The following is a 22,804-nucleotide window of genomic DNA, read 5'->3' as shown; positions in this document are numbered from 1 at the left end:
GTTGTTAAAAAAACAATAAATTATAAGTCATGCCAGAAGTAACAGCAAAAAAGAATGAGCAAGTCGCAAAAATGAATTTCGGATCTATCTATCCTCATTATCTCAAAAGAATAGAAAAGCACGGTAGAACCAAAGAAGAGCTCGATCAGGTTATTTTGTGGTTAACGGGTTATGATCAGGCTACATTAGCATCTTTTATTGAGGGTAACGGAACCTTCGGAGATTTTTTTGAAGGAGCCCAAATGCATGAAAATGCAGACATGATCAAAGGGGTGGTGTGCGGATATCGTATTGAAGAAATACCTGAAGAATTTGCCTTGTACCGAGATTGCAGACGTATGGAAAAACTGATTGATGAATTGGCAAAAGGTCGTAAAATGGAGAAAATTTTACGCGAAGAAAAAATAGAAATCAGTGCAGATAAGAAAATAAAGCGGATACGTTTCATTACCTAAAGGGCACTTCTTTATTAACAATTTGGATAGTATGAAAAGAACAGTAGTACATTTTGAAATAGGTTGTGGTGATATTGATCAAACATCTGCATTTTATAGATCAGTCTTTGACTGGAATTTAACACGACACGGAAATTCTGCAATTATTGATACAGGAAACCAAAGTGCTTTAAGCGGGCATATCAATCAATTAGGACCTAATGATCCACAAAACTATGTTACTATATATATTGAAACCGATGATATCTCATCAGATTTGAAGGCAATTGAATCAAATGGAGGGGAGATATTTGTAAAAGCTACAAGATTACCGGATGGAAGGGAGTTTGCTTGGTTTAAGGATGTTGCAGGGAACTTAATTGGCCTGATCACTCCTAAATAAATGTTTAAAAGAAACATAAAGTACTCCTAATGAATAATGAAAATTTTCGTAACAAAGTACCGCATACCCTAAAAGCGATCAGAAAAATTCTGTATTTAAAGAAATGAGAATATGTACAGTAAAAACTATTCAATAAATAGGCAACTACCAGACTTTGAAAAATACATTTTGCTTAGAATAGTATAGAGAACAGGGAAATAAAAGATCATGAAACTAAAATTTCAATAAAAACAATGATTGACGCTTTTAAAAAACGTATTAATTTTTCAAATTTTTGGGTTAGAAATATCGTTATCATTGTAATCATTTCTGTTGTGGCTAATCATCTTACCGAGCCAGAAAATTTTCCGTTTAACCAAGACTACGAGTTTCCTTTACTTCCTATTGTAGTTTCCATCATTTCGGGAGGCTTAATCATTCTAATTGGCGGGGTTAATTTTAAACATTTTGAAAATAAGTATTTCAGCAACAAAATTAATACACCTATAGTATTGCGTTTTCTTTTTTCGACTTTAGGATATATTACTATCCTATATCTCATTTTATACTTTGGTCTAAATGGAATGATTAATGGAATCGAATCCTATAGCATATATCATTTGCTTACAGGACTATCCGTAAGTCTGCTCATCAGTGCAATTGGAATTACACTTTTATTTTCGACAGATATCTACAGACTACACAGACTTGCCTCGATAAAAGGAACACTTAAAACGCAACATGGTGGTAAAATAACCTTGATTAAGTATGGGGAAATCGCTTTTATCTATAGCGAAAACAAGATCGTATATATTGTAAAAACCGATGGGACGACAATTACTACAGATTTCACTTTGAATGAAGTTGAAAGCAAAATCAATGTACAAAGTTTTTTTAGAGCAAATAGACAAATCGTACTCCATTCTCGTTCTATCGAACAAGTACAGTCCATCGAAAATGGAAAGCTATCGGTATTACTTAAACCTACTATCGACAACCAAAAGACTTTTCAGATAAACATTAGTAGGTATAAAAAACAAGAATTTATGACTTGGTTTGAGGGTAAGCTATAAAATGCAATGATTATTCGGGAGTTATTTTGATACCATTCGGTAAAAATGAGCCGTAAATCCCTGTTTATCTTGCTTTATCGTTTTTACTTCGCTTAAAATTAAAAACGATAAAAAATGAATACCAAGACCTTTTTAACTACAAAAGTAACACCCGTAATCGCTATTCTTCTTTGCTACCTTCTATATCTATTAGGCTATTTTTACATCATCATAGCGGCTTTAATCGTATTAGTGGCAAGTGCCATTGAGTATAAAAAAGATATGTTTAAATCTTTAGGCTTTCAACGTAAAAGAATCCATGTAAAAAGCCTATTGATCATAGCTCCAATTTTGGGTATAGTTATGTTTCTATTTTATTTCTATATCATGGTACCAGGCGCTGCATATGTTACGGGGCAACCTATAGACTTTTCTGTTTTTGAAGTGTATAAAGGAAACCTGCCTGCTACAATGACTTTATTGGTCTTTATATGGGTATCCGCAGCATTTGGCGAAGAAATTGTGTTTAGAGGCTATCTGATGAGACAGTTTACTAAGTTTTTTGGATCAGGTAAAATTAGCCTTATGATTAATATCCTACTCTTTGGGTTTGTTTTTGGTTGTATACATGCATATCAAGGAATAACTGGGCAGGTTGTGGCAGGTGTTACAGGGATGCTTCTCGCTATTATTTTTCATCTTCGTAAGAACGATTTATGGTTCACTATTGCGGTTCATGGATTTATTGACACTGTGGCTCTTGTTTTTATGTATTACGGTTGGGGGTAATTGCCAGAAATCATAGAACCTTTTTGAAAACAGATAATTATATTTTCTATATTTAGGAGTTAGAGATAATATCAAAATCAATGGCATACGCACCTGCAATAAGCACAATTATCTCACCTGAGTATTTATCCGATTTTATTGGTAATGAATACGGTTTTGGAAAAAACACAGATTGCAAAATCTTAAAAACAGGTGTAAAACATAATTATTTAATTAAAACCGAAACAGACGAAAAGTTTGTGTTCAGAATTTACTTTAAAAATTGGAGAACTAAAAATGAGATTGAGGAAGAGTTATCACTATTAAACTATTTAAAAGGTAACGGAATTTCCGTTTCGTATCCAATAAAAGATTCAAATGATAACTATATCCAAAGAATAAATGGATTTGAAGGCGAACGTTTTGGAGTTTTATTTTCTTTTGCGGAGGGAAAGTTTATCCGAAAACCATCAGAAGAAATTTGTTATAATCTTGGTGTGGTAATGGCAAAAATTCATCAATTAACTATTAATAAAAAAATTGACCGAAAGAATTATAACGATAAGACATTGGTTAATTGGGCTTTTGAACTGGTAAAGAAGAATTTTTCTGAATCTTCAAACGAAATGAAATATTTTGAGCGTGCTACTTCTAAAATTTTCTCTGAATTTAGGAATGCAGAATCTGATCGCTTAAGGTACGGAACAATCCATCTTGATATGTGGTATGAGAATATGAAGATTAAAAATGATAGTGAAATTACGATATTTGACTTTGACAATTGTGGTAATGGATGGCTATTTTTAGATATCGCTTATAGCTTGATGTCGATCTATCGGAATGAGCCGGTTAAGGAGGTATTTGAAAAGAAAAGAAATAGTTTTTATGAAGGGTATGAATCAATTACCTCAATATCAAGCGAAGAAAAAAGATTGATTCCGTATGGAGGTTTAGCTATTTGGCTTCATTATACTGGAATTCATATTGAACGATTTAATGATTTCTCCAATCACTTCTTAAGTGAGGAGTTTTTAAAATATTGGATTCATGCCGTAAATCAGTGGATGGAATTAAACGAAATAAAAATATAAAGCCTCTAACACTGTATAACAAAACATAGTTGCCCTTCAGGACTATAACGTTTGTTATACTTACCGTCGGCAAACATTCCCAATATCGTGTTAAACAAGTTAATTTCCTTGTTCTAAATGTAAATTTTGAAGAATTTTCGTACTAAAAATCGGCCTAATTCAAAATTAAACCAAAACAATGAAGAGTAAACTAGTTATATTTCTACTACTAGCCACAAGTCGATTCTCTGCACAAAATTCAATTGAGAATTTTACTATAAATTCAGAGTACATAGATGAAACTCGAACCGTTACAGTAACGTTACCCAAAGAATATAAAAACTCAACAAAAAAATACCCCATAATCTTGGTGTTAGATCATGGTTTACTGTTTAACACAACAAGTGCAATTGTTAATCATTTGAGCAACACATCAAGAATGCCGGAATCCATTGTTATTGCGCTTGGTTCAGGAGGAAAACATAGAAATCACTTTGCGCCAAATCTATACAACAATCATCGTAATAGAATGTATAACTATGGCGATCATCAAGATGAATTTGTCAATTTCTTAGAACTTGAATTATTACCACTAGTAGAAAAAAATACCGTACGGCTACTTTTAAAACTTTTATTGGGTTTTCGCCATCATCAGTGATTGGACTTTATACATTATTGAATAAACCTAATTTGTTTCAAGCTTATATATGTTTTGCAGCAGGTAACATTATAGGAGATGGTTACGGTAAAGACGAGCGATTGATCGAAGAATTAGTTGCTCTTTATAGTCAAGATAAAATAAAACAGAACTTTTTGTATGTGGTATCTGGTAGTAAGGATGCAAATTCTCAACCCTACATAGCTACAAATATTAATGATTTCAATAATGAATTATCCAGATTCAATTCTAAGGCTATTCATACAAAAGCAGAGACGATTCAAGGTGAAGGACATACTGATGTTATTTTACCAGGTTTAATTACTGCTTTCGATTTTATATTTCCAAAAGAAAAGTGGTTTGTCGATTACTTGGATTTAATTGAGAATGAAGGTTCGGCTAAAGACAATATTGTATCTTTCTACCAAATTCTATCTGAGGAATATGGGTTTGACATTTATCCAAATGCTGACAGATTGTACAGTATGAGTTGTCTTAAAAATGTGGGTAGAAGATTATTGGGAGCAAAGAAAACTGAAGAGGCTATCGAGCTTTATGAATACTGGACAACATTATACCCTCAATCACATCTGGCATATTATTTTTTAGGTACATCATATAAGGAGAATCAAAAATTATTGAAAGCTACTACTGCTTATAATAGGGCTATTGAATTAGCTTTAACTCAAAAAAGTAGTGATGTAGACTTATATAGAAAGTCTTTGGAATCGTTAAAACAAATTAAGCAATGATAAACCGAATAGCTAAATTCTTGATCTTAATATCTGTAATATTTCTAAGTGCTTGTAAAACTGAGAAATCGAAGGCAGAAAAAGATGAGTCTTTAATCGAAAAACACTATTATTTTGATCAAAAACCACCTGGTTTAATACCAGAAGTTTTTGCTCCTGGCATCGTTTCAATTGATGGAAGGTTCGAAGGCACCGTTTCGTTTTCTTCAGAGTTGAATGAAATGTATTTTGCTGCAGAAAACAAAGAAGAAGAGGCATCTATCTATTTTTCAAAACTTATAGACGATAAATGGACTCCTGTAAAAAAAGCCAATTTTACGAATGGTAAAAAAAGGAAGAAATGCACCCATTTGTTAGCCCTGATGGGAAAAGGATTTATTTCACAGCGATGGACTCTGCTTTTGCAGATGAAAAAATTTGGTATGTAGACCGTTTAGAAGATTCCTGGAGTGATGCGACTCTTCTTGAGTCACCTATAAATGAGGATATGGTGTTTTTTCCTAATCAGTCTAAAAACGGAGATCTTTATTATTTCAATTTGTCAAAATTCAAAACGTATTATGCGCCTTATAAAAATGGTAAATTTCCCGTAGTACAGGAGGTTGCACTTGAATTTGGTCATCATGCTTTCATTTCTCCGTCGCAAGATTACATCATAGTAACAGCAAAGAGCGATCTAGAAGATGGAAGAAAAGATAATGATATGTATGTTTATTTTAAAGAGAAAGATGGAACATGGACAGCACCTAAAAATCTTGGAAATACCATAAACACTAGTTTTAATGAAAAAGCCCCAAGAATTACCCCAGATGGTAAGTATTTATTTTTTGGTAGGGATGAAAGAGATATAGAACCGGGACTATCAAATATCTATTGGGTAAGCACAGAAGTTATAGAAATCCTAAGACCAAAACCATAAAATGACAATTACTATCAACAAGGTATATTGCATATACCCTTTTTGATAGAGATTATACACTTGCTGTTATATAGAATCAAAATTTTAAAGAAATGAAAAAACTCTTACCAACTTTCGGAATTTTGATTTTTATAGCACTATATATTTATTCTGCTAATGTATATCCTGGAGGCTCACCTATCGACCCAAACTCTGTTGGGTATGATTGGTTGAATAACCTTTGGTGTAATTTGATGAGTGAAAATGCAATAAATGGAAATGAAAATCCTGCAAGACCAATTTCGATTTTCGCGATAGTTGTGCTGGGTTGCAGTATGGTTATTTTCTTCTTTTACTTTACAAAGTATTTTGTAAAAAGTAGATTCCTAACAATTGCAATCCAAGCTACTGGAGTTTTAGCCATGTTGTCGGCAGCATTAATTTTTACCAAATATCATGATATGATGACCACTATTTTAAGTATTTGTGGTTTGATTGGAATACTTAGTATTATTAGAACACTTCATATAAACAAAATGACCCTTTTTAAAATAACAGGCATCGTTTGCTTACTAGTTATAGGTCTTAATAACTTGTTTTATTATATTGAAAAATTAAACGAATACCTACCAATAGTACAGCTCATTGATTTTATTCTTGTTCTTGGTTGGACCGTTGGCCTTAACTTAAAAATGATGAAAATGCAGGCCATACAAAAAGCAGAATAAAAATTGAGTGCTATACTATGTATGATGGCATGATAACTAAATGGTCAGTCAAATGATTGTTGTATTCCTTCTGATAATATAGGAAAAGCCGAAAACCAGGTAACGTTTTACGATGTTGCGAAACATATATTAAAGACTGTAAGTCATATAAAACACATCTTGAAAACAATGAGACCAAAGAAATTGATTGAAAAGTGGATTGAAATATTCAATGAGGGAAATGCAGACAAAATTGCAGAACTATACCATCTGGATGCAATTAATCACCAAGTGGCCAACGAACCAATTGAAGGGAGAAATGCTATTAAAGAGATGTTTTCGACCGAATTCAGTACAGTGGATATGACCTGTATTCCTGAAAATTTATTTGAAGATGGAGAATGGGCGATTTTAGAATGGAAAGATCCTTTAGGATTAAGAGGGTGCGGATTTTTTCAAGTTATTGATGGAAAAATCAAATTTCAACGTGGATATTGGGATAAATTGTCATTTCTAAAAATGCATAACTTGCCGATTCCAACCGAATAAAAGAAGTACAGAAGGAACACAACAATGCTTAGATGGCATTAAATAATCTTTAAGCTAAACCATAAACATTATCTGTAGAACAGAAATCTATGAAGAGAAAAACAACCTTTGTTTTATTGATTTTAATTTCAATATCAAGTTGGGCTCAAGAGAGCGTTACTTTCAAAACCAAGTTCAAGCCCAACAAGAAGTATCAGACTCAACTCAAAACAACTTCACAAACAGAAATTGAATTTGAGGCTGATAAAGAAATAATGGATCGATTTAAAAGTCAAGGAATTGAATTGCCGATGATTATGGAAAGTGAAACCAATATGTCAACCAGTATTGTTACTCATGACTTGGACGGGAATGGGGGATTTCCGGCAACAATGAGTTATGGTAAAATAATCTCCAAGACTACAATTAATGGGGAAGAAACGATTGAAGAAAAGCCTTATTCCGGAATAAAAATTCTTGGAAAATATGATGCTAACAATAAATTCAAAGTAGATTCTATACTTGGGAAAAACATATCTCAACAAATGAGAACAACTTTAAGAGCTACTCTTGAAAATATCCAACAAGCCATAAAGTTTCCAGAAAAACCATTAAAAATTGGAGATAAATTCTCTAGCGAAGTTCCGATGTTAATCCCAATGCAAGGAATGAATCCTATTTCTATCAAAATAGATATAGAATATTTGTTAACCGAAATTAAAGGAGGGAAAGCTTTTTGATTTTAAACAAACTGTTACATTGGATACAAGTCAAGAACAAGTAAATGTCATAGCAAACGGGACAGGGACTGGAACATCGGAGTATGATATTAACGAAAGTTATTTGACAAAGTATACATCAAGATTACCTATGGATGTAACTGTTAAAGTCAATGAAAAAATGACGATGAAAATGAAAGCGACCACTACATCCGAGCAGCATGCGGTAATCGAATAAAAGAGGTCGACGGATGGAGGTATCGGATAATCCTTGAAATGAAACAACTTCTTGAATAAGATAAAAGGTTATGAATAATTTATAAGATAAACGGTTTTCGTTTCTTACATTAATAAGACATACAACAATTTGTATATTGCTTATGCTCCTTTGGGAAGCAAACGCAGGATATAAGGAATGTTATACACCATTTGAGAAAAGTAATCTACATAGTATTAATATTTGGGATTTTTGCTTCTTGTAAAGAGAAAACCAAATCAGAAAAGGCGAAAGATAAACTGACTAAAATTCCTGCAATGAAAGTTGATTTGGACACGATTTTGGAAAAGAATAATCCAAAATACTTGGACTTTTCCAAACATCAGTTGTTTATCGACACGACTCGGAATTCAGAAATTTTTGAAAAACTAATTAACTGGAAACCAAATCGAATAGACAATGATGCCATTGCATATCATGAAAAGGAAATTGCAAAAAAGCATAAACCAATAAAGGTTGACCTAAAAGGATTCCCGAGACATTGGATAAGTTTAAAAAGACTCAATAATGAGTTTGTGATTTATGAACCTTGTGATGGAAACACAACAGCTTTTGAAATAAATGAAAGTTCAGTTCTATTCTTCTATCAACTGGAACCGGATATCGATTTGATATCTGAATTAAGGAAAATCACAGAAAATGAAATCTCATTAGAATTAAGAACTGTTCCTCAAAAAACAGAAACTGAAAAAACAGAACTGTCTATAAAACCAACTAAATTTGAAAATGTCTATTTGTTAACTTATAGTTTTGGTGAATGGTATGTAACACCAACAGAAAAAGTTTCGAAATTTGATATAGTAGTTAATCATTGTCCAAAAACGAAAAGAAAGGAGTTTAACGGGTTTGATGAAAAATAAAAAAGGAGTACAACAATTTGTGTATAGTGCATACCCTTTGAGGTAAGCACCATAAACAAACCGTTGACATCAACTCAAAAATATGACTACAAAATCGTGTAAATTAAAGGCCGAAGAGATTTTGGAGCTTGAACCAAATCGAGGCGCTTGTTTTGCAACAGACAGAATAACCGTTGATGGTAAAAAAATTGGTTATATATATAAAGAAAAGCCAACTCGAGACATGGATAGTGGTTGGAGGTTTTTCGCGGGTGACGAAATAGATGAATATGTGAATAACTTGAATAACATCTCTATTTACGATATCAATACTATAGTAAATTATGATGGGGCAATTACTCCATTTTTGGATGCTCCAATTGGAAGCGAGTTTGAAAGAGTTGAAGGAAAAAATGATTTTAAATTGGTTGACGAGTAAAAACTAATACCAACAAAACGTTATTTGCAAACGAAAAAAAATACTCGTCCAATTTTCGGTTGCTGGATAAATTTCATCATTAGTTCTTTGTACAAAACTTGTGAAGATGGAATTTAAAAACTTACATAACCAAGACCAACCAGTATTCATTACAAATGTTTGGGATGTTCCAAGTGCAAAAGTAGCCGAAGAATTAGGTTGTAAAGCAATCGGTACTTCAAGTTCTGCCATTGCATCCCTATTAGGATATAATGATGGCGAAGAAATAGAATTTTCCGAACTAGAATATTTCGTAAAGCGAATAGCTCTTCATACCAATTTACCTTTGTCTGTTGACTTGGAATCGGGATATAGTCGTAATCCAAAAGAAATAGTTGGTCATATCAAAAGATTAGCAGCACTTGGTGTTGTAGGCATCAACATTGAAGATAGCGTGGTTGAAGGAAACAGAGTGTTATTAGATGCAATTCGTTTTGCAGAGGTACTATCGGATATAAAAGAGCACTTAGAAAAAGAAAATATTGATGTTTTTATAAACGTAAGAACAGATACATTTATCTTGCTTCAAGAAAATGTCGTTGAAGAAACAAAAAAGAGAATTCAGCTTTATCAAAATGCTGGAGTAGATGGAATTTTCACACCTTGTATCGAGAAGAAAACTGACATAAAAGAAATTGTAAATTGTACAAATTTGCCAGTCAACGTAATGGCGATGCCTAATCTTCCGGATTTTGAGACATTGACAAAGTTGGGTGTAAAACGAATAAGTATGGGTAATTTCCTTTTCGACAAAATGTATGATAACTTTAAAGAAACTGTACAAATGGTGGTAAACCATAGTTCCTTTAAATCAATTTTTTAAATACGATGTTGATAACAGACCATAGAAAAATAGAAACGTATTACCAGGCATTGTTAGAACGGAAACAAAGCTTTGTCGGAATCTTTTTTGTTGGCGTGAAAACCACATCTGTTTTTTGTATTGCAACGTGTAGGGCTAGAAAACCCAAGAAAGAAAATGTAGAGTTTTATACCACTTTTAAGGAAGCTTTGGACAATGGGTATAGACCCTGTAAAGTTTGTAAACCAACAGAAAATGCAAATCAAGCTCCCGAACAAGTAGAGCATGCCATTATATTGGTAAAAGAAAACCCTAAAGAGAAAATCACAGATAATCAATTAAGGCAAAAAGGAATTAGCCCAGAAGTTGTGCGTAGATGGTTTAAGAAAAATTATAGGATGACGTTTCAAGCCTACCAAAGAATGTATAGAATAAATAATGCCTTTCAAGAGTTAAAACTAGGAAAGAATACCACACATACCGCATTTGATATAGGGTATGAATCCTTAAGCGGGTTTGGTTACACCTTTAAAAAACTTGTAGGCAAATCACCCAAACAGAGTAAGGACAAAAACCTAATTCTCATCAACAGACTTACAACACCATTAGGTCCAATGTTTGTTTGTGCAACTGATAAAGGCATTTGTTTGCTAGAGTTTGTTGATAGACGGATGTTGGAAACAAAATTTAAAGATTTACAAAAGTTGTTAAATGCAAACATAATTTTGGGTGAGAATAAACACATCAAACAGGTAAAGAAAGAGATTGATGAATATTTTGACGGTACGCGAAAGACTTTTGACGTACATATAGAAACACCGGGAACTGATTTTCAGAATAAAGTATGGAAGGGTTTACAAAAAATCGAATATGGGACAACGACCACTTATCAAAAACATGCCGTAAGGATAAATAGTCCAAAGGCAATTAGAGCGGTCGCCTCTGCAAATGGACATAACCGAATCTCGATAATCATACCTTGTCATAGAGTAATTGGAAAGAATGGAAAAATGACTGGCTATGGAGGAGGAGTTGAACGAAAACAATGGTTGATTGAACATGAATCACGGAACGCCAGAGCATAGCAAAGTATATCAAAAAAATAAAGGTTTAAGAACTGAAACAAAAGTGTTTTTTGTAAATTTAAGGTCAATACCAACCGAAAAGTCATTACCAGGAAACTTATTGCTACGCTTATATAATACTACTAGGTTGCCTAGGGGTAATCAATGAATTAAGAACATCAAAAAAACAAACGGTATGAATCAATTAATGATTAGCTTGACGGTCTTATTTTTTTCATTTTATGTTCAGTCTTTTAGTCAAAAAAGCGAATCCATTGAAAAAAAGGTATGAGAGTACAATACACGGTTGGAGCAGAATTTGTCAATTTTACGATGACAGCCCCAACCGATGGATGGGTGGCAATTGGCTTAAATCCAGAGAACAAATTGGCTGGGAGTAGTTTTTTAATTGGAAGAGTAAAATAAGGCACTGTCGAAATAGAAGACTTTTACACCAGAAGTCCAGGAGATGTTCCCAAGGTAAAAGACTTAGGGGGCAAAACAGCGGTTCGTAATATTAGTGGAAAAGAAAACTCCAACAGCACAGAAATTGTATTTGACTTGGAAAGATTTCCAGATAGTAAATTTCACCATCAACTTCAAAAGGGTAAGAAATTCTTTATGCATATCGCATATAGCCAAGATGATGATTTTGCACATCATTCTTTTATGAGAGACAAAGTAGAAATTACTTTTAAGACTAGCGAAAGTAAAAGATATACAAAATAAAAACTGTGGGACAGCTTATCAGGTATACCAATGCAATAACCCACATTTTATAGTAAAACTTGGGTACGGCAAAAGCGAATACATAAATTCATTTCAATTTTGCTCAATTGCGATCCATAGATTAAAAAATAGTGATAATTATGAATACATCTAATAAGTCTCATTAAAAGGTTTCATCGTATATTCCAAAGAAATACCAAACGAAATCATAGATTTACTAAAAAAGATATGATTGAAAGAAAACATATAAATTTAATTCTCGCTATAGAGAAAAATGGGTCATTAAATAAAGCATCCAAGGAATTGAATTTAACCCAATCTGCACTCAGTCATCAGCTCAAAAATTTGGAGGATTCATTAGCGATACAAATTTTTTATAGAAAAGGGAATAGGTTGTTTTTTACAGAAGCTGGGCATGAATTAAGAGAAAGAGCAGGAAAAATATCAATTGACCTACATCAACTTGAGCAAAAGCTATTAGAAATTAAAGAATCCAAATATAATCGATATGTTCATGGCTATAGTGAAAGAGAAGCTAAACGATTATTAGACCAGGCATCTACAGTATCAGAATATTTGCACTATGATTCAGTGTGGGATCAGAATTCAACAATTTTGGAGGTAGGGTGCGGAGTTGGTGCTCAAACAGAAATAGTTGCGCTAAAAAACCCTGAAGCAAAAATAACGTCTATAGATATTTCAGAAGCATCGATAAAAAAGGCTAGGTCCAAAATTAAAAGCCTGGGAATAACTAATGTTGAATTTAAAGTAAAAGATATAAGGAGTTTAAACTCAGAACAGAAATTTGATCATGTTTTTATCTGTTTTGTTCTGGAACATATAAATAATCCCATAGAAATTCTAAAACATGTAAAAAAGTTGATAAAACCAGCAGGTACAATAACAATCATTGAAGGTGATCATGGATCGACCTTATTTTATCCTGATAATTTATTTTCAAGAAAAGTGATTGAAGGGCAAGTCAAACTACAAGAAATTAGAAGAGGTAATGCAAATATAGGTCGGGAACTATACCCTTTATTAGTACAATCGGGGTTTAAAGATGTAGAAATTAGTCCTAGGCAAATATACGTGGATAATAGTAATCCTGAACTGGTAGAAGGATTTATAAAGAATACTTTTACAGCGATGATTCAGGGTGTTTCGACAGAAATAATATCAGAGGGAATTATGAATAAAGAAGAATTTGAAAAAGGAATTACCGGATTACTAAGAACGACGAAAGAAGATGGGGTATTTAGCTATACTTTTTTTAAAGCTAAGGCAAGGCGATAAAGAACTGCAACTAATATGAAGTATGCGACTGGTCAATTAAACATCATCATATCACATACCTGTAATCTTGTGTGCTACATCAAAAAAAACCTTATTTTTAATCACATATCACCATAAGATTATTGAAAACATTAACAACAACTAGAAGTAATAAAATCTCATAAGGTAATACAAAAAAGCAATGATAGACACTTCCCTTAGCTCATCAAATTTTTATTTTTTGCTAGCGGTATTTCAAGGGGTTTTATTGGCGTTGTTTATCATTTTTCTAAAACCCAAGAGAAAACCCAATATATACTTGGGAATTCTAATACTTTTATTTTCATCTGCTCTTTTGCAATCGGTTTTAGAGTCTTCTATTCATGCTTTCAACTCAAAATACCCAATACCTTTAAACTTTAGTTTTTCCTACGGTCCTTTGGCATATTTACATATTCTACATATCAAAGATCCTCCGAGATCCTTTCGTTGGAAAGATGTGATCCATTTTGTGCCTTCCTTGATATTCGACGTGTTATTTTTTACCATTTCCTTTCTGTTTATAAGAGCAAATATGGATTGGGCTTATGACAATATTCCACTCATACAAACCATTGCACTAATCATGGCGGCTATCGGGATGATTCAATTAGCTATTTATTCCTATTTCATTTATCGGGAATCAAAGGATTCCAATCAAGTACTCAAAGAATTTAAAAAAGTAAAACGGTGGCTCTCTATATTGATTATTTCCTGGTCTTTGATCATCGGGTTTCTTATGATTGCTATCCCCATAGGGCTTATTTTTATCAAAAACCTTGATGATAATTCACAGTGGTTGTATAAGCCTTTAGGTGTTATCAAAGCACTTTGGATTTATGTACTTGGTTATTTGTATCTGATAAAATATGTCAAATTTATCGGAAACTACATGGACAGAGTCTTAAAATTTGACTTTTCATTAGCCGAACTTATCTTTAGAAAAAATGAACTCCTTGAGCTGCTGGAAAAAGAAGAGCTATATAAGAATCCAAAAATTACTCTGACCGAATTCGCAGGTCATCTGGGTTGGCCGATAAATAATGTTTCCAAAATAATTAATGAAACCTTGCAAACCAATTTTAGTGATCTTATCAACAAATATAGAGTGAATGCTTTTAAAGAAATAAGCGCACAACCTGATAAAAAGAAATATTCAATATTAGGTCTGGGTTTAGAAGTTGGCTTTAGCTCAAAAGCATCTTTTTATCGAGTTTTTAAAAAAGAAACAGGTATGACACCTTCAGAATTTATTAAATCTCAAGAATAAGAAGTCTTATATGATGATCTGAGACCCTCTCTATTTTCATGTTTTAAAACTCCATGCCAAATTTGGAAAAAATTAAAAGACATGAAAAAACAATTTGTAATGATTATTCTTGGGTGCATATACGCATCTTGTTTATTTGGTCAGGTAAAACTCGTAGACGTTACCCATAAAGTTATTAAGGTGAGTGAAGAGGTAAACGTTGATGCACAGTTTGGTTATCTGGAAGTGCCAGAAAACAAGAACCAAACAGCTAGTAGAAAAATCAAGGTAAAGTATGTTTGGTTAAAAAACAGGTCTAAAAACTCTGAGCCGCCTGTGGTTTTTCTTGAAGGCGGGAGCGGAGTCAGTACATGGCAAGCAGACAGTCCTGAAGACTTAGCAGATTGGATTGAACTCTTGAAAGTAAGAGACTTGATTTTTATCGATAGACGTGGAAGCACGGATGAATCACTCACTTATATCTGGTCCGGTGAATACCCTGAAGACTTTTTTGTTTCAGAAGAAGCTGCAAGTATTCATTACCAACAAATGATAAAGGAATCCTTGGCGACATTTAAAAAACGTGGTGTAGATATAACGAGTTATACCATTGAAGCACATGCTAATGACGTAAATGAATTAATGACCGCTTTGAAAATTAATCGATATTCAATTTTTGGTTTCAGTTTTGGGTCGCATATTGGGATGACTGTTATGCAACTTTTTCCAGATCGTGTAGAGCGTGCTATCTTTTCTGGAGCAGATGCTCCAAATCAAGCATTTAACTTTCCCCGGTATTTGGATGCTCATATCGAGAAATTAGCAACACTAGTCAATGCAGATCAAAACATAAATAAAGAAGTACCCGATTTCAAAAAATTAGTAAAACGAGTTATGGAACAACTTGCACAAAAACCTGCAATCGTTACTATCAATAATCCCATAACCGGAAAAGAAATGAAACTCAAAATTGGGGCGTACGGATTAGGGGTAGTCTTACGATTAGATATTGATGACTATACTGATATTCCGGTATTACCCAGACTTTTGTATAGCATAGAAAAAGAGGATTACGGGATGCTTTCGTGGTTTGTGCAAAAACGCGTGGCATTTAGCCTTGCAATACCAGGGGGTGGAATTAATCAGCAGCTAGCATCGGGAGTAGGTACGGAACGAAGAATGCAAATTTCAAAAGAAGCAGAAAAAAGCATGTTCGGCAACGCAGTAAATTTCCCTTTTAATATAGCTCTGGGGCATTGGCCGGAAAATACATTGTCTTTTGACTCTTCTATACCAATAGCTTCTTCAATTCCTACTTTATTTATTACGGGAACCTTGGATTGCCGCACGCCTATTGAACAGGTAGAAGAAACAATGAAGGGATTTAAAAATGTTACACATATCAAGGTGGAAAATGCCGGACATGAACAAGCCCATTGGAACTCAAAAGTAGTAGATGAAATCATTCCTTTATTTCTGAAAAGAGAAAAAGTTGATGCCCAAAAGACATATTATGGAGATATAAAGTTCGTAAAAGTTACAGGACCAAGTAATAGTCATCCTTCTATTCGGTGAGTTTACATTATGCAAGAATTTAATTTTACTTATTGATGATATAGCAAAAACATTGCTCCGTACGTAGATGATTCAATCACATTCGACCAATTATTACAAAAATCCACCCGTTTATTTATTAGCAATCTCATAATGGAGGAATCAATTATACATTTGATTTAGTAATCTAAACAAATAATATTATGAGTTACGCAGACGATTTTTATACCAAAGAAAATATCATAGGATACACTGGGGATATCAATAATAAACCTACCGTGTATTTTGAGAGAAAAAATGGAGATGGTACCATTTCTTACGGGCATATCACCCAATACTATCCTGCTGATCCCGATAATGTAGGGCGTGATTTTGTGAACACAGTGAAGGAGAGTGAGTATACCAGGAAAAACGAATTAGTACTTATTGATCAGAAAGAGAATGGGATGTTGCCCGAAGAATTTATGACAAAGAATGAAGATAAATTTGATATAACAGCTATTTCCGAAAGAAAAGATAAAAATGGAAAGGTTTGGAAGGTTGGAGAACGATCGGTGGAAAGAGGTAAAGAAGTTCACCATATTAGTCGTACTCCTTTTATTTCAAAAAAAGGTTGCTCCCTATTTGATATAAAAAAGCTTGAGGCTTCTCTTAGCGTACAACATATAAAAGAGAAAGACCGCCACAAAACTCCAGAGGGTGCAGCTGAACTTGACAAATTCATGGATGATTTTGTGAAACTTTCTGCCGAAAACACTAATGATAAGAATGTTATGGCAACACCTAAAAATAAGGAATTAGAAAGTGAAGAAGAGTTACTCCGTCAATTTGAGTCGCTTTACATTATGGGAGTAGGCAGGGGGAAAGAGGAAAGTAATGCTAAAAATGTATTAGAAGGGTTTATGTTGCCCGATCATACAGCAACAAAAGCAGTTACTTCAGGAACTCCCAGAAATACTCAAAGAAGAAAAACTGAACAAAAACCAACAAACTTGGGAAATACAAACACCCGAAAAAGCAGAAGAAAGTCTCGTGGTCCTGGGCAAGGATAAACAAAGATGAACTGACACTAAATAGATGTGAACCATCTAATAATAATAGTTTGGTGTAATAAAGATAATAGAGATTTCTCTATATATTCAAATTTAGTTTCAAGTGTTGTTTTAATCTAGTGTTAATTCCTCAAACTAAGAAAGCCTTGTGTTAAGAAAACACAAGGCTTCTTTTGTGGAGTCGGAGGGATTCGAACCCTCGTCCAAACAAGGAACAACACAGCTTTCTACACGCTTAGTCTTTGTTTAATTTTCGTCGATAAGAAAGACCAAAAACTGCCAACCTATCGCTTATTCTCAATTAAATTTCGAAACCACATCAAGACCCTATAGTTTCTAGGTTTACTTTTACGAAGTCTCAAAATCAATCGCCGCAAACCAAGGCTATTGGGAGACTTCCTGCTTGCTCACCTAGTGAGCCGAGGCACTATCCTACTATGATTCGGATTATGCAGCTAGGGCGTAGTTATTCTCGCCGTTTAAAAAAGTGAAACATGATATTTACGAGCTATATTCCAGCGCTCGACGTGCTTACCATCTTATTCATCTCGCTGTCAAAACCAGTCGACCCCGATACTACTATTCAAGATAGTTTCCATTTCATGTCAAATTGGGGTAAAATTACAAGATCCAAGCATAAAATGGTTGGCAAAGATAACTATAATTGTCATATCTTTAGCCGCAATTTTAATTCAACAAAATATATACCAAACCTTATGGTCAAGTTCGGTGTTATTAAAGAACGAAAAAACCCGCCAGATCGTCGTGTTGTTTTCTCTCCAGATGGCATAAAAAAAGTAATTTCTAAGTTTCCAGAAGCCTCATTTATTGTAGAACATTCCGACATACGAGTGTTTAGCGATATGCAATATACCGATGCAGGCATTGTAGTGTCTAATGATGTTACAGATTGTGATGTGTTATTGGGGGTCAAAGAAGTGCCAAAAACAGATTTGATAGCCGATAAGAAATACTTTTTCTTTTCGCATACCATTAAAAAGCAACCATATAATCGGGAGCTTTTACAAGTTATACTGGATAAGAATATAGAACTATATGATCACGAGGTAATCGTTGGGAGTAGAGGGTTTAGATTGATCGGTTTTGGTAGATATGCAGGTATTGTGGGGGCGTATAATGGATTTAGAGCCTGGGGACAAAAGTTTGGTGGTTTTTCATTACCCAAAGCAGAGACCTTAAGCGATCAAAAAGATCTGGAAGCAGAGCTTTCAAAAATCACACTGCCTAATATCAAAATTGTAATTACCGGAAACGGTAAAGTTGGTAGTGGAGCAAGAGAGATTGTAGAAGCTATGAAGATCAGAGAAGTGTCTGTGGATGAATATTTGAACAACACTTTTTCTGAGCCTGTATATGTACAGATAGATGTATTGGATTACAACAAACGCAAAGACGGCACTGTGTTGGATAAAACAGACTTTTATACTAATCCAGGACAGTATGTAGGAGACTTTATGAAGTTTGCCAAAGTAAGCGATCTCTATATGGCAGGACACTTTTACGGAGATGGAGCGCCTTTTATTTTTACACGAGAAGATGCCAAGTCTGAGGATTTTAATATAAAAGTAGTAGCGGATATTTCTTGTGATATCGATGGCCCAGTGGCATCTACGATTAGACCTTCAACGATAGCTGATCCTATTTATGGATATGATCCAACTACAGAAACAGAAGTTGATTATAAGGATCCCAATGCGATTGTAGTGATGGCGGTAGATAATCTACCGTGCGAGCTGCCAAAAGATGCAAGCGAAGGCTTTGGAGAGATGTTTCTAGAACATGTAATCCCTGCCTTCTTTAATGGGGATAAAGATGGTATTCTCGAAAGAGCACGAATGACCAAAGGAGGAAAACTAACAGAGCGTTTTAGTTATCTGCAGGATTATGTAGATGGTAAAGAATAACGGAAGCAAATAAAGAGACATGACAACAAAGCAACTGGTCGAACAAATCCATAAGAAAAAGTCATTTTTGTGTGTGGGTCTAGATGTAGATTTTAACAAGATTCCAGAGCATTTATTAGAAACAGAAGATCCAATTTTTGAATTTAATAAGGCCATTATTGATGCTACGCATCATTTAGCAGTTGGCTACAAACCCAATACTGCTTTTTATGAAGCTTATGGGTTGAAAGGATGGAAATCTTTGGAAAAAACAATTGAGTACTTAAATACAAATTATCCTGAAGTGTTCACCATTGCAGATGCGAAGCGTGGAGACATCGGAAATACGAGTACCATGTATGCCAAAGCTTTTTTTGAAGATTTACAGTTCGACTCGGTTACTGTGGCACCGTATATGGGTAAAGATTCTGTAGAGCCATTCCTTGCTTTTGAAGATAAACATACCATCCTTTTGGCGTTAACTTCAAACCAAGGTGCTTTTGATTTTCAGACCAAACAAACAGAAGGGAAAGAATTATATAAGAATGTTCTGGAAGTATCCAAAACTTGGGCAAATTCAGAAAACTTGATGTATGTAGTGGGAGCCACCAAAGCAGAGTATTTGGCAGAAATACGAACAATAATCCCAGATAGCTTTTTATTGGTTCCTGGAGTCGGAGCACAAGGCGGAAATTTACAGGATGTATGCAAATATGGGCTCAATGATCAAATAGGCTTGTTGATTAACTCTTCCAGAGGGATTATTTACGCTTCAAAAGGAAAAGATTTTGCTGAAGCTGCACAAGCTAAAGCATTAGTGTTACAAGAGGAAATGGAAAAAATACTGGTAAGTCGATAATAAAAAAGGAACGAAACTTTTTTGTATAAATTTCGTTCCCTTTTAAAACAATAGAATTAACGTCTATTCGCGTTAAATACGTGTTTTGCATATCCGTAAAGTCCATACGCGATGAACACTACAAAAAATGCCATTATACCATAAATGATAACGTTTAGTAATACTGAATTCATAGCCCCGAAATTTTAATTATTACTCTTTCTAAGATACTGGTTTTTGATGAAAATTCCTACTTTTAAGTATTTAGTTATTAAGAGTTTATGAACTTTTTAGGATTTATTTAATTAGTGATGTTAAAAATCCATGGATAAGATGTTTTTTATCGATCAATTAGACCGAAAGGTGGAGATTTCAGGAAGTCCAAGACGTATCGTATCATTGGTGCCTTCGCAAACAGAGTTGTTGGTTGCCTTAGGGTTAGAAGAACACATTGTAGGAGTAACTAAGTTTTGTGTACATCCCGACACCATTCGAAAAGAGAAAACCATCGTGGGTGGGACCAAAAACATCAAATACGATCGTATACGAGCACTAGAACCGGATGTTATTCTTTGTAACAAAGAAGAAAACACCAAAGAGATCGTAGAAGGTTTGGCAAAAGAATTCCCAGTCCATGTCTCCGATATTTTTACCATAGCAGATGCCTTGGAGTTGATACAACAATATGGTGAGCTTTTTGATGTGCAGGAGCAGGCAAATAGCTTAGTTCAAGATATTGAAAAGGAACAACAGTCTTTTCTGGATTTTATAAAAGATAAACCCGCTCGTCGTGTAGCCTATTTTATATGGAAAGATCCTTGGATGGCAGCCGCCAATCAAACCTTTATCAATCATCTTTTGAAGTTGAATAAATTCATTAATGTTTTTGAAGATGAAGATCGATACCCAGAAAAATCAAAAGAAGAGATACAGGATTTGGAAAAACTGGATAAAATACTATTGTCTTCAGAACCATTTCCTTTTTCTGAAAAACACATAGAACAAGCGCAACAGCTTCATGAAAATGCTGAGGTGTTATTGGTGGATGGAGAATATTTTTCATGGTACGGATCTCGTCTCTTAGGTGCGTTTACCTATTTTAAAACCTTGCACTAAGCCTGCTGTAGAGGATAAACATTTCTATAAATATTGTTAAGTGGTGTGCTACTAACAAATAAGTTCCTATTTTTGAGCTTCTAAACAACTTTCTATTGTTAAATTATTCTGTATATCAGCACAATACTAGTAGCGAATGGGTAACTTTTGTTCATGGAGCAGGAGGGAGCTCTTCTATCTGGTTCAAACAAGTGCGCGAGTTTCGAAAACATTTTAATATTTTACTGTTGGATCTTAGAGGACATGGTAATTCTAAACCTGCACTCAAGGACGCTTTTGATTCAAAATATACCTTCGATTCGATTACCGAGGATATCGTAGAAGTGATTGATAAAGAGAATATTGCTACGTCTCATTTTGTAGGGATTTCTTTGGGAACCATATTAATTCGAAATTTAGCAGAAAAATATCCTGATCGTGTAAAAAGTATGATCATGGGTGGGGCGATTATGAAATTGAATCTTAGATCGCAAGTGTTAATGCGCCTGGGGATTGTATTCAAATCTGTAATCCCATATATGTTGCTGTATAAATTCTTTGCATTTATTATTATGCCAAAGAAAAATCATAAACAATCGAGAATACTATTTGCCAACGAAGCGAAAAAACTATACCAAAAAGAATTTGTAAGATGGTTTAGATTGACTTCAGAAATCAATCCTTTACTCCGATTCTTTAGAGCAAAAGATATTCGCATTCCTACCTTATATGTGATGGGAGAAGAAGATTATCTTTTTCTGCCTTCAGTAGAAAAGGTAGTAGCTGCGCATCATTTGTCGCAATTATTTGTTGTAAAGAATTCTGGGCATGTGGTAAATGTAGAACAACCCGAAGTGTTCAATAAAACATCGATTTCTTTTATTTCAAATTCTTGATTTCAGCCTATCTGTTATCCTGAAGGGCAAATACTCTTCGCAATAAGTCTGTGGTTCTCGAACTTAGTTTGTTTCTGATATCCTTTTCCTCAACCGCAATCATGGTATACACTCCTTTTAAGGCCTCTTGTGTTACATAATCGGTTAGATCAGGGTTCACATTATTGGTTAGTGGTATTGCATTATACTTATTGATGATGTTAGACCATATCTGATTCGCACCTACCTTAGAAAATGATTTATTGATAACAGGGCTAAATTTGGCATACAATGCAGAGTTGGTTTTGTTTTGCAAATATGTAGTTGCGGCATTATCCGATCCCAAAAGAATTTGTTTGGCATCGGTAAATGTGATTTGCTTTACAGCATCCACAAAGATAGGTGTAGCTTCTTTTACAGCATCTTCTGCAGCTCTATTGATGGCTCGTAGGCCTTCGTCGGCAAGATTACCTAAACCAATGTCTCGTAGGGTTTTGTCAACTTTTCTAAGTTCTTGTGGTAAAAGAATTTTTACGAGTTCATTTCTGTAAAAACCGTCTTTTTGGGTAAGTTTGGTTACTTGCTTATCGATTCCGTTGTCCAGCGCTTGTCGTAATCCATTGGCGATGTCAAGATTACTAACCCCAAAACCACCTCCTGTAGTTTGTGGTAAACTATTTACAACTTGTTGCAGTTCAGCACAACTGGACAGGGTCAATACGGCAAATAAACAAATAATACGTTTCATAATTTCTTGTTAGATTTG

At 34.2% G+C, this 22,804-nt stretch carries 27 protein-coding genes and 1 other RNA gene; 26 read left to right on the top strand and 2 right to left on the bottom strand.

Annotated elements, in window-relative coordinates; genetic code table 11:
* The first annotated feature begins 29 nt into the window (after positions 1–29).
* The 22 genes from AC0L3Q_RS18010 (at position 30) to AC0L3Q_RS17905 (ending at position 17,326) form a co-directional block, all read left to right on the top strand.
* Positions 30–455, top strand: coding sequence for a DUF2200 domain-containing protein (locus tag AC0L3Q_RS18010; protein ID WP_473281639.1), 426 nt, complete (start codon positions 30–32; stop codon positions 453–455).
* A gap of 31 nt (positions 456–486) precedes the next feature.
* Positions 487–837, top strand: a complete 351-nt coding sequence (locus AC0L3Q_RS18005; protein WP_473281637.1) for a VOC family protein — start codon at positions 487–489, stop codon at positions 835–837.
* A 233-nt stretch (positions 838–1,070) separates the two neighbouring features.
* The gene (locus tag AC0L3Q_RS18000) at positions 1,071–1,889 is read left to right on the top strand and encodes a LytR/AlgR family response regulator transcription factor (RefSeq protein WP_473281635.1); all 819 of its coding nucleotides are present in this window, start codon (positions 1,071–1,073) and stop codon (positions 1,887–1,889) included.
* Between the two features lie 114 nt (positions 1,890–2,003).
* Positions 2,004–2,657 carry a CPBP family intramembrane glutamic endopeptidase gene (locus AC0L3Q_RS17995; protein ID WP_473281633.1) on the top strand — a complete coding sequence of 218 codons (654 nt, stop codon included), beginning with the start codon at positions 2,004–2,006 and terminating at the stop codon, positions 2,655–2,657.
* A gap of 80 nt (positions 2,658–2,737) precedes the next feature.
* Positions 2,738–3,727 (top strand): phosphotransferase, encoded by a 990-nt coding sequence (locus tag AC0L3Q_RS17990; protein ID WP_473281631.1) that lies wholly within the window; start codon positions 2,738–2,740, stop codon positions 3,725–3,727.
* Positions 3,728–3,905: 178 nt separating this feature from the next.
* The gene (locus AC0L3Q_RS17985) at positions 3,906–4,364 is read left to right on the top strand and encodes an alpha/beta hydrolase-fold protein (RefSeq protein ID WP_473281629.1); all 459 of its coding nucleotides are present in this window, start codon (positions 3,906–3,908) and stop codon (positions 4,362–4,364) included.
* 32 nt (positions 4,365–4,396) lie between these two features.
* Positions 4,397–5,116, top strand: a complete 720-nt coding sequence (locus AC0L3Q_RS17980) for a hypothetical protein (RefSeq protein WP_473281627.1) — start codon at positions 4,397–4,399, stop codon at positions 5,114–5,116.
* On the top strand, positions 5,113–5,544 hold the full coding sequence (locus AC0L3Q_RS17975; RefSeq protein WP_473281625.1) for a hypothetical protein: 432 nt from the start codon (positions 5,113–5,115) through the stop codon (positions 5,542–5,544). Before AC0L3Q_RS17980 ends, AC0L3Q_RS17975 begins: the two co-directional genes overlap by 4 nt.
* Positions 5,457–6,035: a hypothetical protein gene (locus AC0L3Q_RS17970; protein WP_473281623.1), complete on the top strand. Its 579-nt coding sequence runs from the start codon at positions 5,457–5,459 to the stop codon at positions 6,033–6,035. Before AC0L3Q_RS17975 ends, AC0L3Q_RS17970 begins: the two co-directional genes overlap by 88 nt.
* A 92-nt stretch (positions 6,036–6,127) precedes the next feature.
* Positions 6,128–6,742 carry a hypothetical protein gene (locus AC0L3Q_RS17965; protein WP_473281621.1) on the top strand — a complete coding sequence of 205 codons (615 nt, stop codon included), beginning with the start codon at positions 6,128–6,130 and terminating at the stop codon, positions 6,740–6,742.
* A 168-nt stretch (positions 6,743–6,910) separates the two neighbouring features.
* Positions 6,911–7,270, top strand: a complete 360-nt coding sequence (locus AC0L3Q_RS17960) for a nuclear transport factor 2 family protein (protein WP_473281619.1) — start codon at positions 6,911–6,913, stop codon at positions 7,268–7,270.
* An 89-nt stretch (positions 7,271–7,359) separates the two neighbouring features.
* Positions 7,360–7,989, top strand: a complete 630-nt coding sequence (locus tag AC0L3Q_RS17955; protein WP_473281617.1) for a hypothetical protein — start codon at positions 7,360–7,362, stop codon at positions 7,987–7,989.
* A 19-nt stretch (positions 7,990–8,008) separates the two neighbouring features.
* The gene (locus AC0L3Q_RS17950) at positions 8,009–8,206 is read left to right on the top strand and encodes a hypothetical protein (RefSeq protein WP_473281615.1); all 198 of its coding nucleotides are present in this window, start codon (positions 8,009–8,011) and stop codon (positions 8,204–8,206) included.
* Between the two features lie 296 nt (positions 8,207–8,502).
* Positions 8,503–9,105 carry a hypothetical protein gene (locus AC0L3Q_RS17945; protein ID WP_473281613.1) on the top strand — a complete coding sequence of 201 codons (603 nt, stop codon included), beginning with the start codon at positions 8,503–8,505 and terminating at the stop codon, positions 9,103–9,105.
* Between the two features lie 82 nt (positions 9,106–9,187).
* Entirely contained in the window at positions 9,188–9,523 is a 336-nt protein-coding gene (locus AC0L3Q_RS17940) for a DUF2185 domain-containing protein (RefSeq protein ID WP_473281611.1), read from the top strand.
* A 106-nt stretch (positions 9,524–9,629) separates the two neighbouring features.
* The gene (locus AC0L3Q_RS17935) at positions 9,630–10,385 is read left to right on the top strand and encodes an isocitrate lyase/PEP mutase family protein (RefSeq protein ID WP_473281609.1); all 756 of its coding nucleotides are present in this window, start codon (positions 9,630–9,632) and stop codon (positions 10,383–10,385) included.
* A gap of 5 nt (positions 10,386–10,390) precedes the next feature.
* Positions 10,391–11,449: a bifunctional transcriptional activator/DNA repair enzyme AdaA gene (locus tag AC0L3Q_RS17930; RefSeq protein ID WP_473281607.1), complete on the top strand. Its 1,059-nt coding sequence runs from the start codon at positions 10,391–10,393 to the stop codon at positions 11,447–11,449.
* A gap of 267 nt (positions 11,450–11,716) precedes the next feature.
* On the top strand, positions 11,717–11,854 hold the full coding sequence (locus AC0L3Q_RS17925; protein WP_473281605.1) for a hypothetical protein: 138 nt from the start codon (positions 11,717–11,719) through the stop codon (positions 11,852–11,854).
* Positions 11,855–12,385: 531 nt separating this feature from the next.
* Positions 12,386–13,453 carry a methyltransferase domain-containing protein gene (locus AC0L3Q_RS17920; protein WP_473281603.1) on the top strand — a complete coding sequence of 356 codons (1,068 nt, stop codon included), beginning with the start codon at positions 12,386–12,388 and terminating at the stop codon, positions 13,451–13,453.
* A 298-nt stretch (positions 13,454–13,751) separates the two neighbouring features.
* Positions 13,752–14,741: a helix-turn-helix domain-containing protein gene (locus AC0L3Q_RS17915; protein ID WP_473281601.1), complete on the top strand. Its 990-nt coding sequence runs from the start codon at positions 13,752–13,754 to the stop codon at positions 14,739–14,741.
* Between the two features lie 81 nt (positions 14,742–14,822).
* Positions 14,823–16,295, top strand: a complete 1,473-nt coding sequence (locus tag AC0L3Q_RS17910; protein WP_473281599.1) for an alpha/beta hydrolase — start codon at positions 14,823–14,825, stop codon at positions 16,293–16,295.
* A gap of 182 nt (positions 16,296–16,477) precedes the next feature.
* The gene (locus AC0L3Q_RS17905; RefSeq protein WP_473281597.1) at positions 16,478–17,326 is read left to right on the top strand and encodes a hypothetical protein; all 849 of its coding nucleotides are present in this window, start codon (positions 16,478–16,480) and stop codon (positions 17,324–17,326) included.
* A gap of 173 nt (positions 17,327–17,499) precedes the next feature.
* On the opposite strand, the gene ssrA is transcribed toward AC0L3Q_RS17905, so the two are convergent.
* Positions 17,500–17,898: a transfer-messenger RNA gene (gene ssrA / locus AC0L3Q_RS17900) on the bottom strand.
* A 144-nt stretch (positions 17,899–18,042) separates the two neighbouring features.
* Between ssrA and AC0L3Q_RS17895 the strand changes: the two genes are divergently transcribed.
* The 4 genes from AC0L3Q_RS17895 to AC0L3Q_RS17880 all read left to right on the top strand — a co-directional run bounded on the left by AC0L3Q_RS17895 (position 18,043) and on the right by AC0L3Q_RS17880 (position 22,059).
* Positions 18,043–19,251: an NAD(P)-dependent oxidoreductase gene (locus AC0L3Q_RS17895; protein ID WP_473281595.1), complete on the top strand. Its 1,209-nt coding sequence runs from the start codon at positions 18,043–18,045 to the stop codon at positions 19,249–19,251.
* 19 nt (positions 19,252–19,270) lie between these two features.
* On the top strand, positions 19,271–20,089 hold the full coding sequence (gene pyrF / locus AC0L3Q_RS17890) for an orotidine-5'-phosphate decarboxylase (protein WP_473281593.1): 819 nt from the start codon (positions 19,271–19,273) through the stop codon (positions 20,087–20,089).
* Positions 20,090–20,392: 303 nt separating this feature from the next.
* Positions 20,393–21,184: an ABC transporter substrate-binding protein gene (locus AC0L3Q_RS17885; RefSeq protein WP_473281591.1), complete on the top strand. Its 792-nt coding sequence runs from the start codon at positions 20,393–20,395 to the stop codon at positions 21,182–21,184.
* Between the two features lie 95 nt (positions 21,185–21,279).
* Positions 21,280–22,059, top strand: coding sequence for an alpha/beta fold hydrolase (locus AC0L3Q_RS17880; protein ID WP_473281589.1), 780 nt, complete (start codon positions 21,280–21,282; stop codon positions 22,057–22,059).
* 7 nt (positions 22,060–22,066) lie between these two features.
* On the opposite strand, the gene AC0L3Q_RS17875 is transcribed toward AC0L3Q_RS17880, so the two are convergent.
* Complete coding sequence (locus AC0L3Q_RS17875; protein WP_473281587.1) at positions 22,067–22,786, bottom strand: DUF4197 domain-containing protein; 720 nt, start codon at positions 22,784–22,786, stop codon at positions 22,067–22,069.
* Positions 22,787–22,804 lie beyond the last annotated feature (18 nt).

Source organism: Aquimarina sp. KJ22-3 (genome assembly GCF_055808215.1).
Note: the sequence above shows the minus strand (reverse complement) of the source record. Positions and strands in the feature narration are given on the sequence as shown.

Bases quoted from the DNA above. Each gene is read 5' to 3' on its own strand.
- AC0L3Q_RS18010 (WP_473281639.1), top strand. From the start codon at position 30: ATGCCAGAAGTAACAGCAAAAAAGAATGAGCAAGTCGCAAAAATGAAT.
- AC0L3Q_RS18005 (WP_473281637.1), top strand. From the start codon at position 487: ATGAAAAGAACAGTAGTACATTTTGAAATAGGTTGTGGTGATATTGAT.
- AC0L3Q_RS18000 (WP_473281635.1), top strand. From the start codon at position 1,071: ATGATTGACGCTTTTAAAAAACGTATTAATTTTTCAAATTTTTGGGTT.
- AC0L3Q_RS17995 (WP_473281633.1), top strand. From the start codon at position 2,004: ATGAATACCAAGACCTTTTTAACTACAAAAGTAACACCCGTAATCGCT.
- AC0L3Q_RS17990 (WP_473281631.1), top strand. From the start codon at position 2,738: ATGGCATACGCACCTGCAATAAGCACAATTATCTCACCTGAGTATTTA.
- AC0L3Q_RS17985 (WP_473281629.1), top strand. From the start codon at position 3,906: ATGAAGAGTAAACTAGTTATATTTCTACTACTAGCCACAAGTCGATTC.
- AC0L3Q_RS17975 (WP_473281625.1), top strand. From the start codon at position 5,113: ATGATAAACCGAATAGCTAAATTCTTGATCTTAATATCTGTAATATTT.
- AC0L3Q_RS17970 (WP_473281623.1), top strand. From the start codon at position 5,457: ATGCACCCATTTGTTAGCCCTGATGGGAAAAGGATTTATTTCACAGCG.
- AC0L3Q_RS17965 (WP_473281621.1), top strand. From the start codon at position 6,128: ATGAAAAAACTCTTACCAACTTTCGGAATTTTGATTTTTATAGCACTA.
- AC0L3Q_RS17960 (WP_473281619.1), top strand. From the start codon at position 6,911: ATGAGACCAAAGAAATTGATTGAAAAGTGGATTGAAATATTCAATGAG.
- AC0L3Q_RS17955 (WP_473281617.1), top strand. From the start codon at position 7,360: ATGAAGAGAAAAACAACCTTTGTTTTATTGATTTTAATTTCAATATCA.
- AC0L3Q_RS17945 (WP_473281613.1), top strand. From the start codon at position 8,503: ATGAAAGTTGATTTGGACACGATTTTGGAAAAGAATAATCCAAAATAC.
- AC0L3Q_RS17940 (WP_473281611.1), top strand. From the start codon at position 9,188: ATGACTACAAAATCGTGTAAATTAAAGGCCGAAGAGATTTTGGAGCTT.
- AC0L3Q_RS17935 (WP_473281609.1), top strand. From the start codon at position 9,630: ATGGAATTTAAAAACTTACATAACCAAGACCAACCAGTATTCATTACA.
- AC0L3Q_RS17930 (WP_473281607.1), top strand. From the start codon at position 10,391: ATGTTGATAACAGACCATAGAAAAATAGAAACGTATTACCAGGCATTG.
- AC0L3Q_RS17925 (WP_473281605.1), top strand. From the start codon at position 11,717: ATGAGAGTACAATACACGGTTGGAGCAGAATTTGTCAATTTTACGATG.
- AC0L3Q_RS17920 (WP_473281603.1), top strand. From the start codon at position 12,386: ATGATTGAAAGAAAACATATAAATTTAATTCTCGCTATAGAGAAAAAT.
- AC0L3Q_RS17910 (WP_473281599.1), top strand. From the start codon at position 14,823: ATGAAAAAACAATTTGTAATGATTATTCTTGGGTGCATATACGCATCT.
- AC0L3Q_RS17905 (WP_473281597.1), top strand. From the start codon at position 16,478: ATGAGTTACGCAGACGATTTTTATACCAAAGAAAATATCATAGGATAC.
- AC0L3Q_RS17895 (WP_473281595.1), top strand. From the start codon at position 18,043: ATGGTCAAGTTCGGTGTTATTAAAGAACGAAAAAACCCGCCAGATCGT.
- pyrF (WP_473281593.1), top strand. From the start codon at position 19,271: ATGACAACAAAGCAACTGGTCGAACAAATCCATAAGAAAAAGTCATTT.
- AC0L3Q_RS17885 (WP_473281591.1), top strand. From the start codon at position 20,393: ATGGATAAGATGTTTTTTATCGATCAATTAGACCGAAAGGTGGAGATT.
- AC0L3Q_RS17875 (WP_473281587.1), bottom strand. From the start codon at position 22,786: ATGAAACGTATTATTTGTTTATTTGCCGTATTGACCCTGTCCAGTTGT.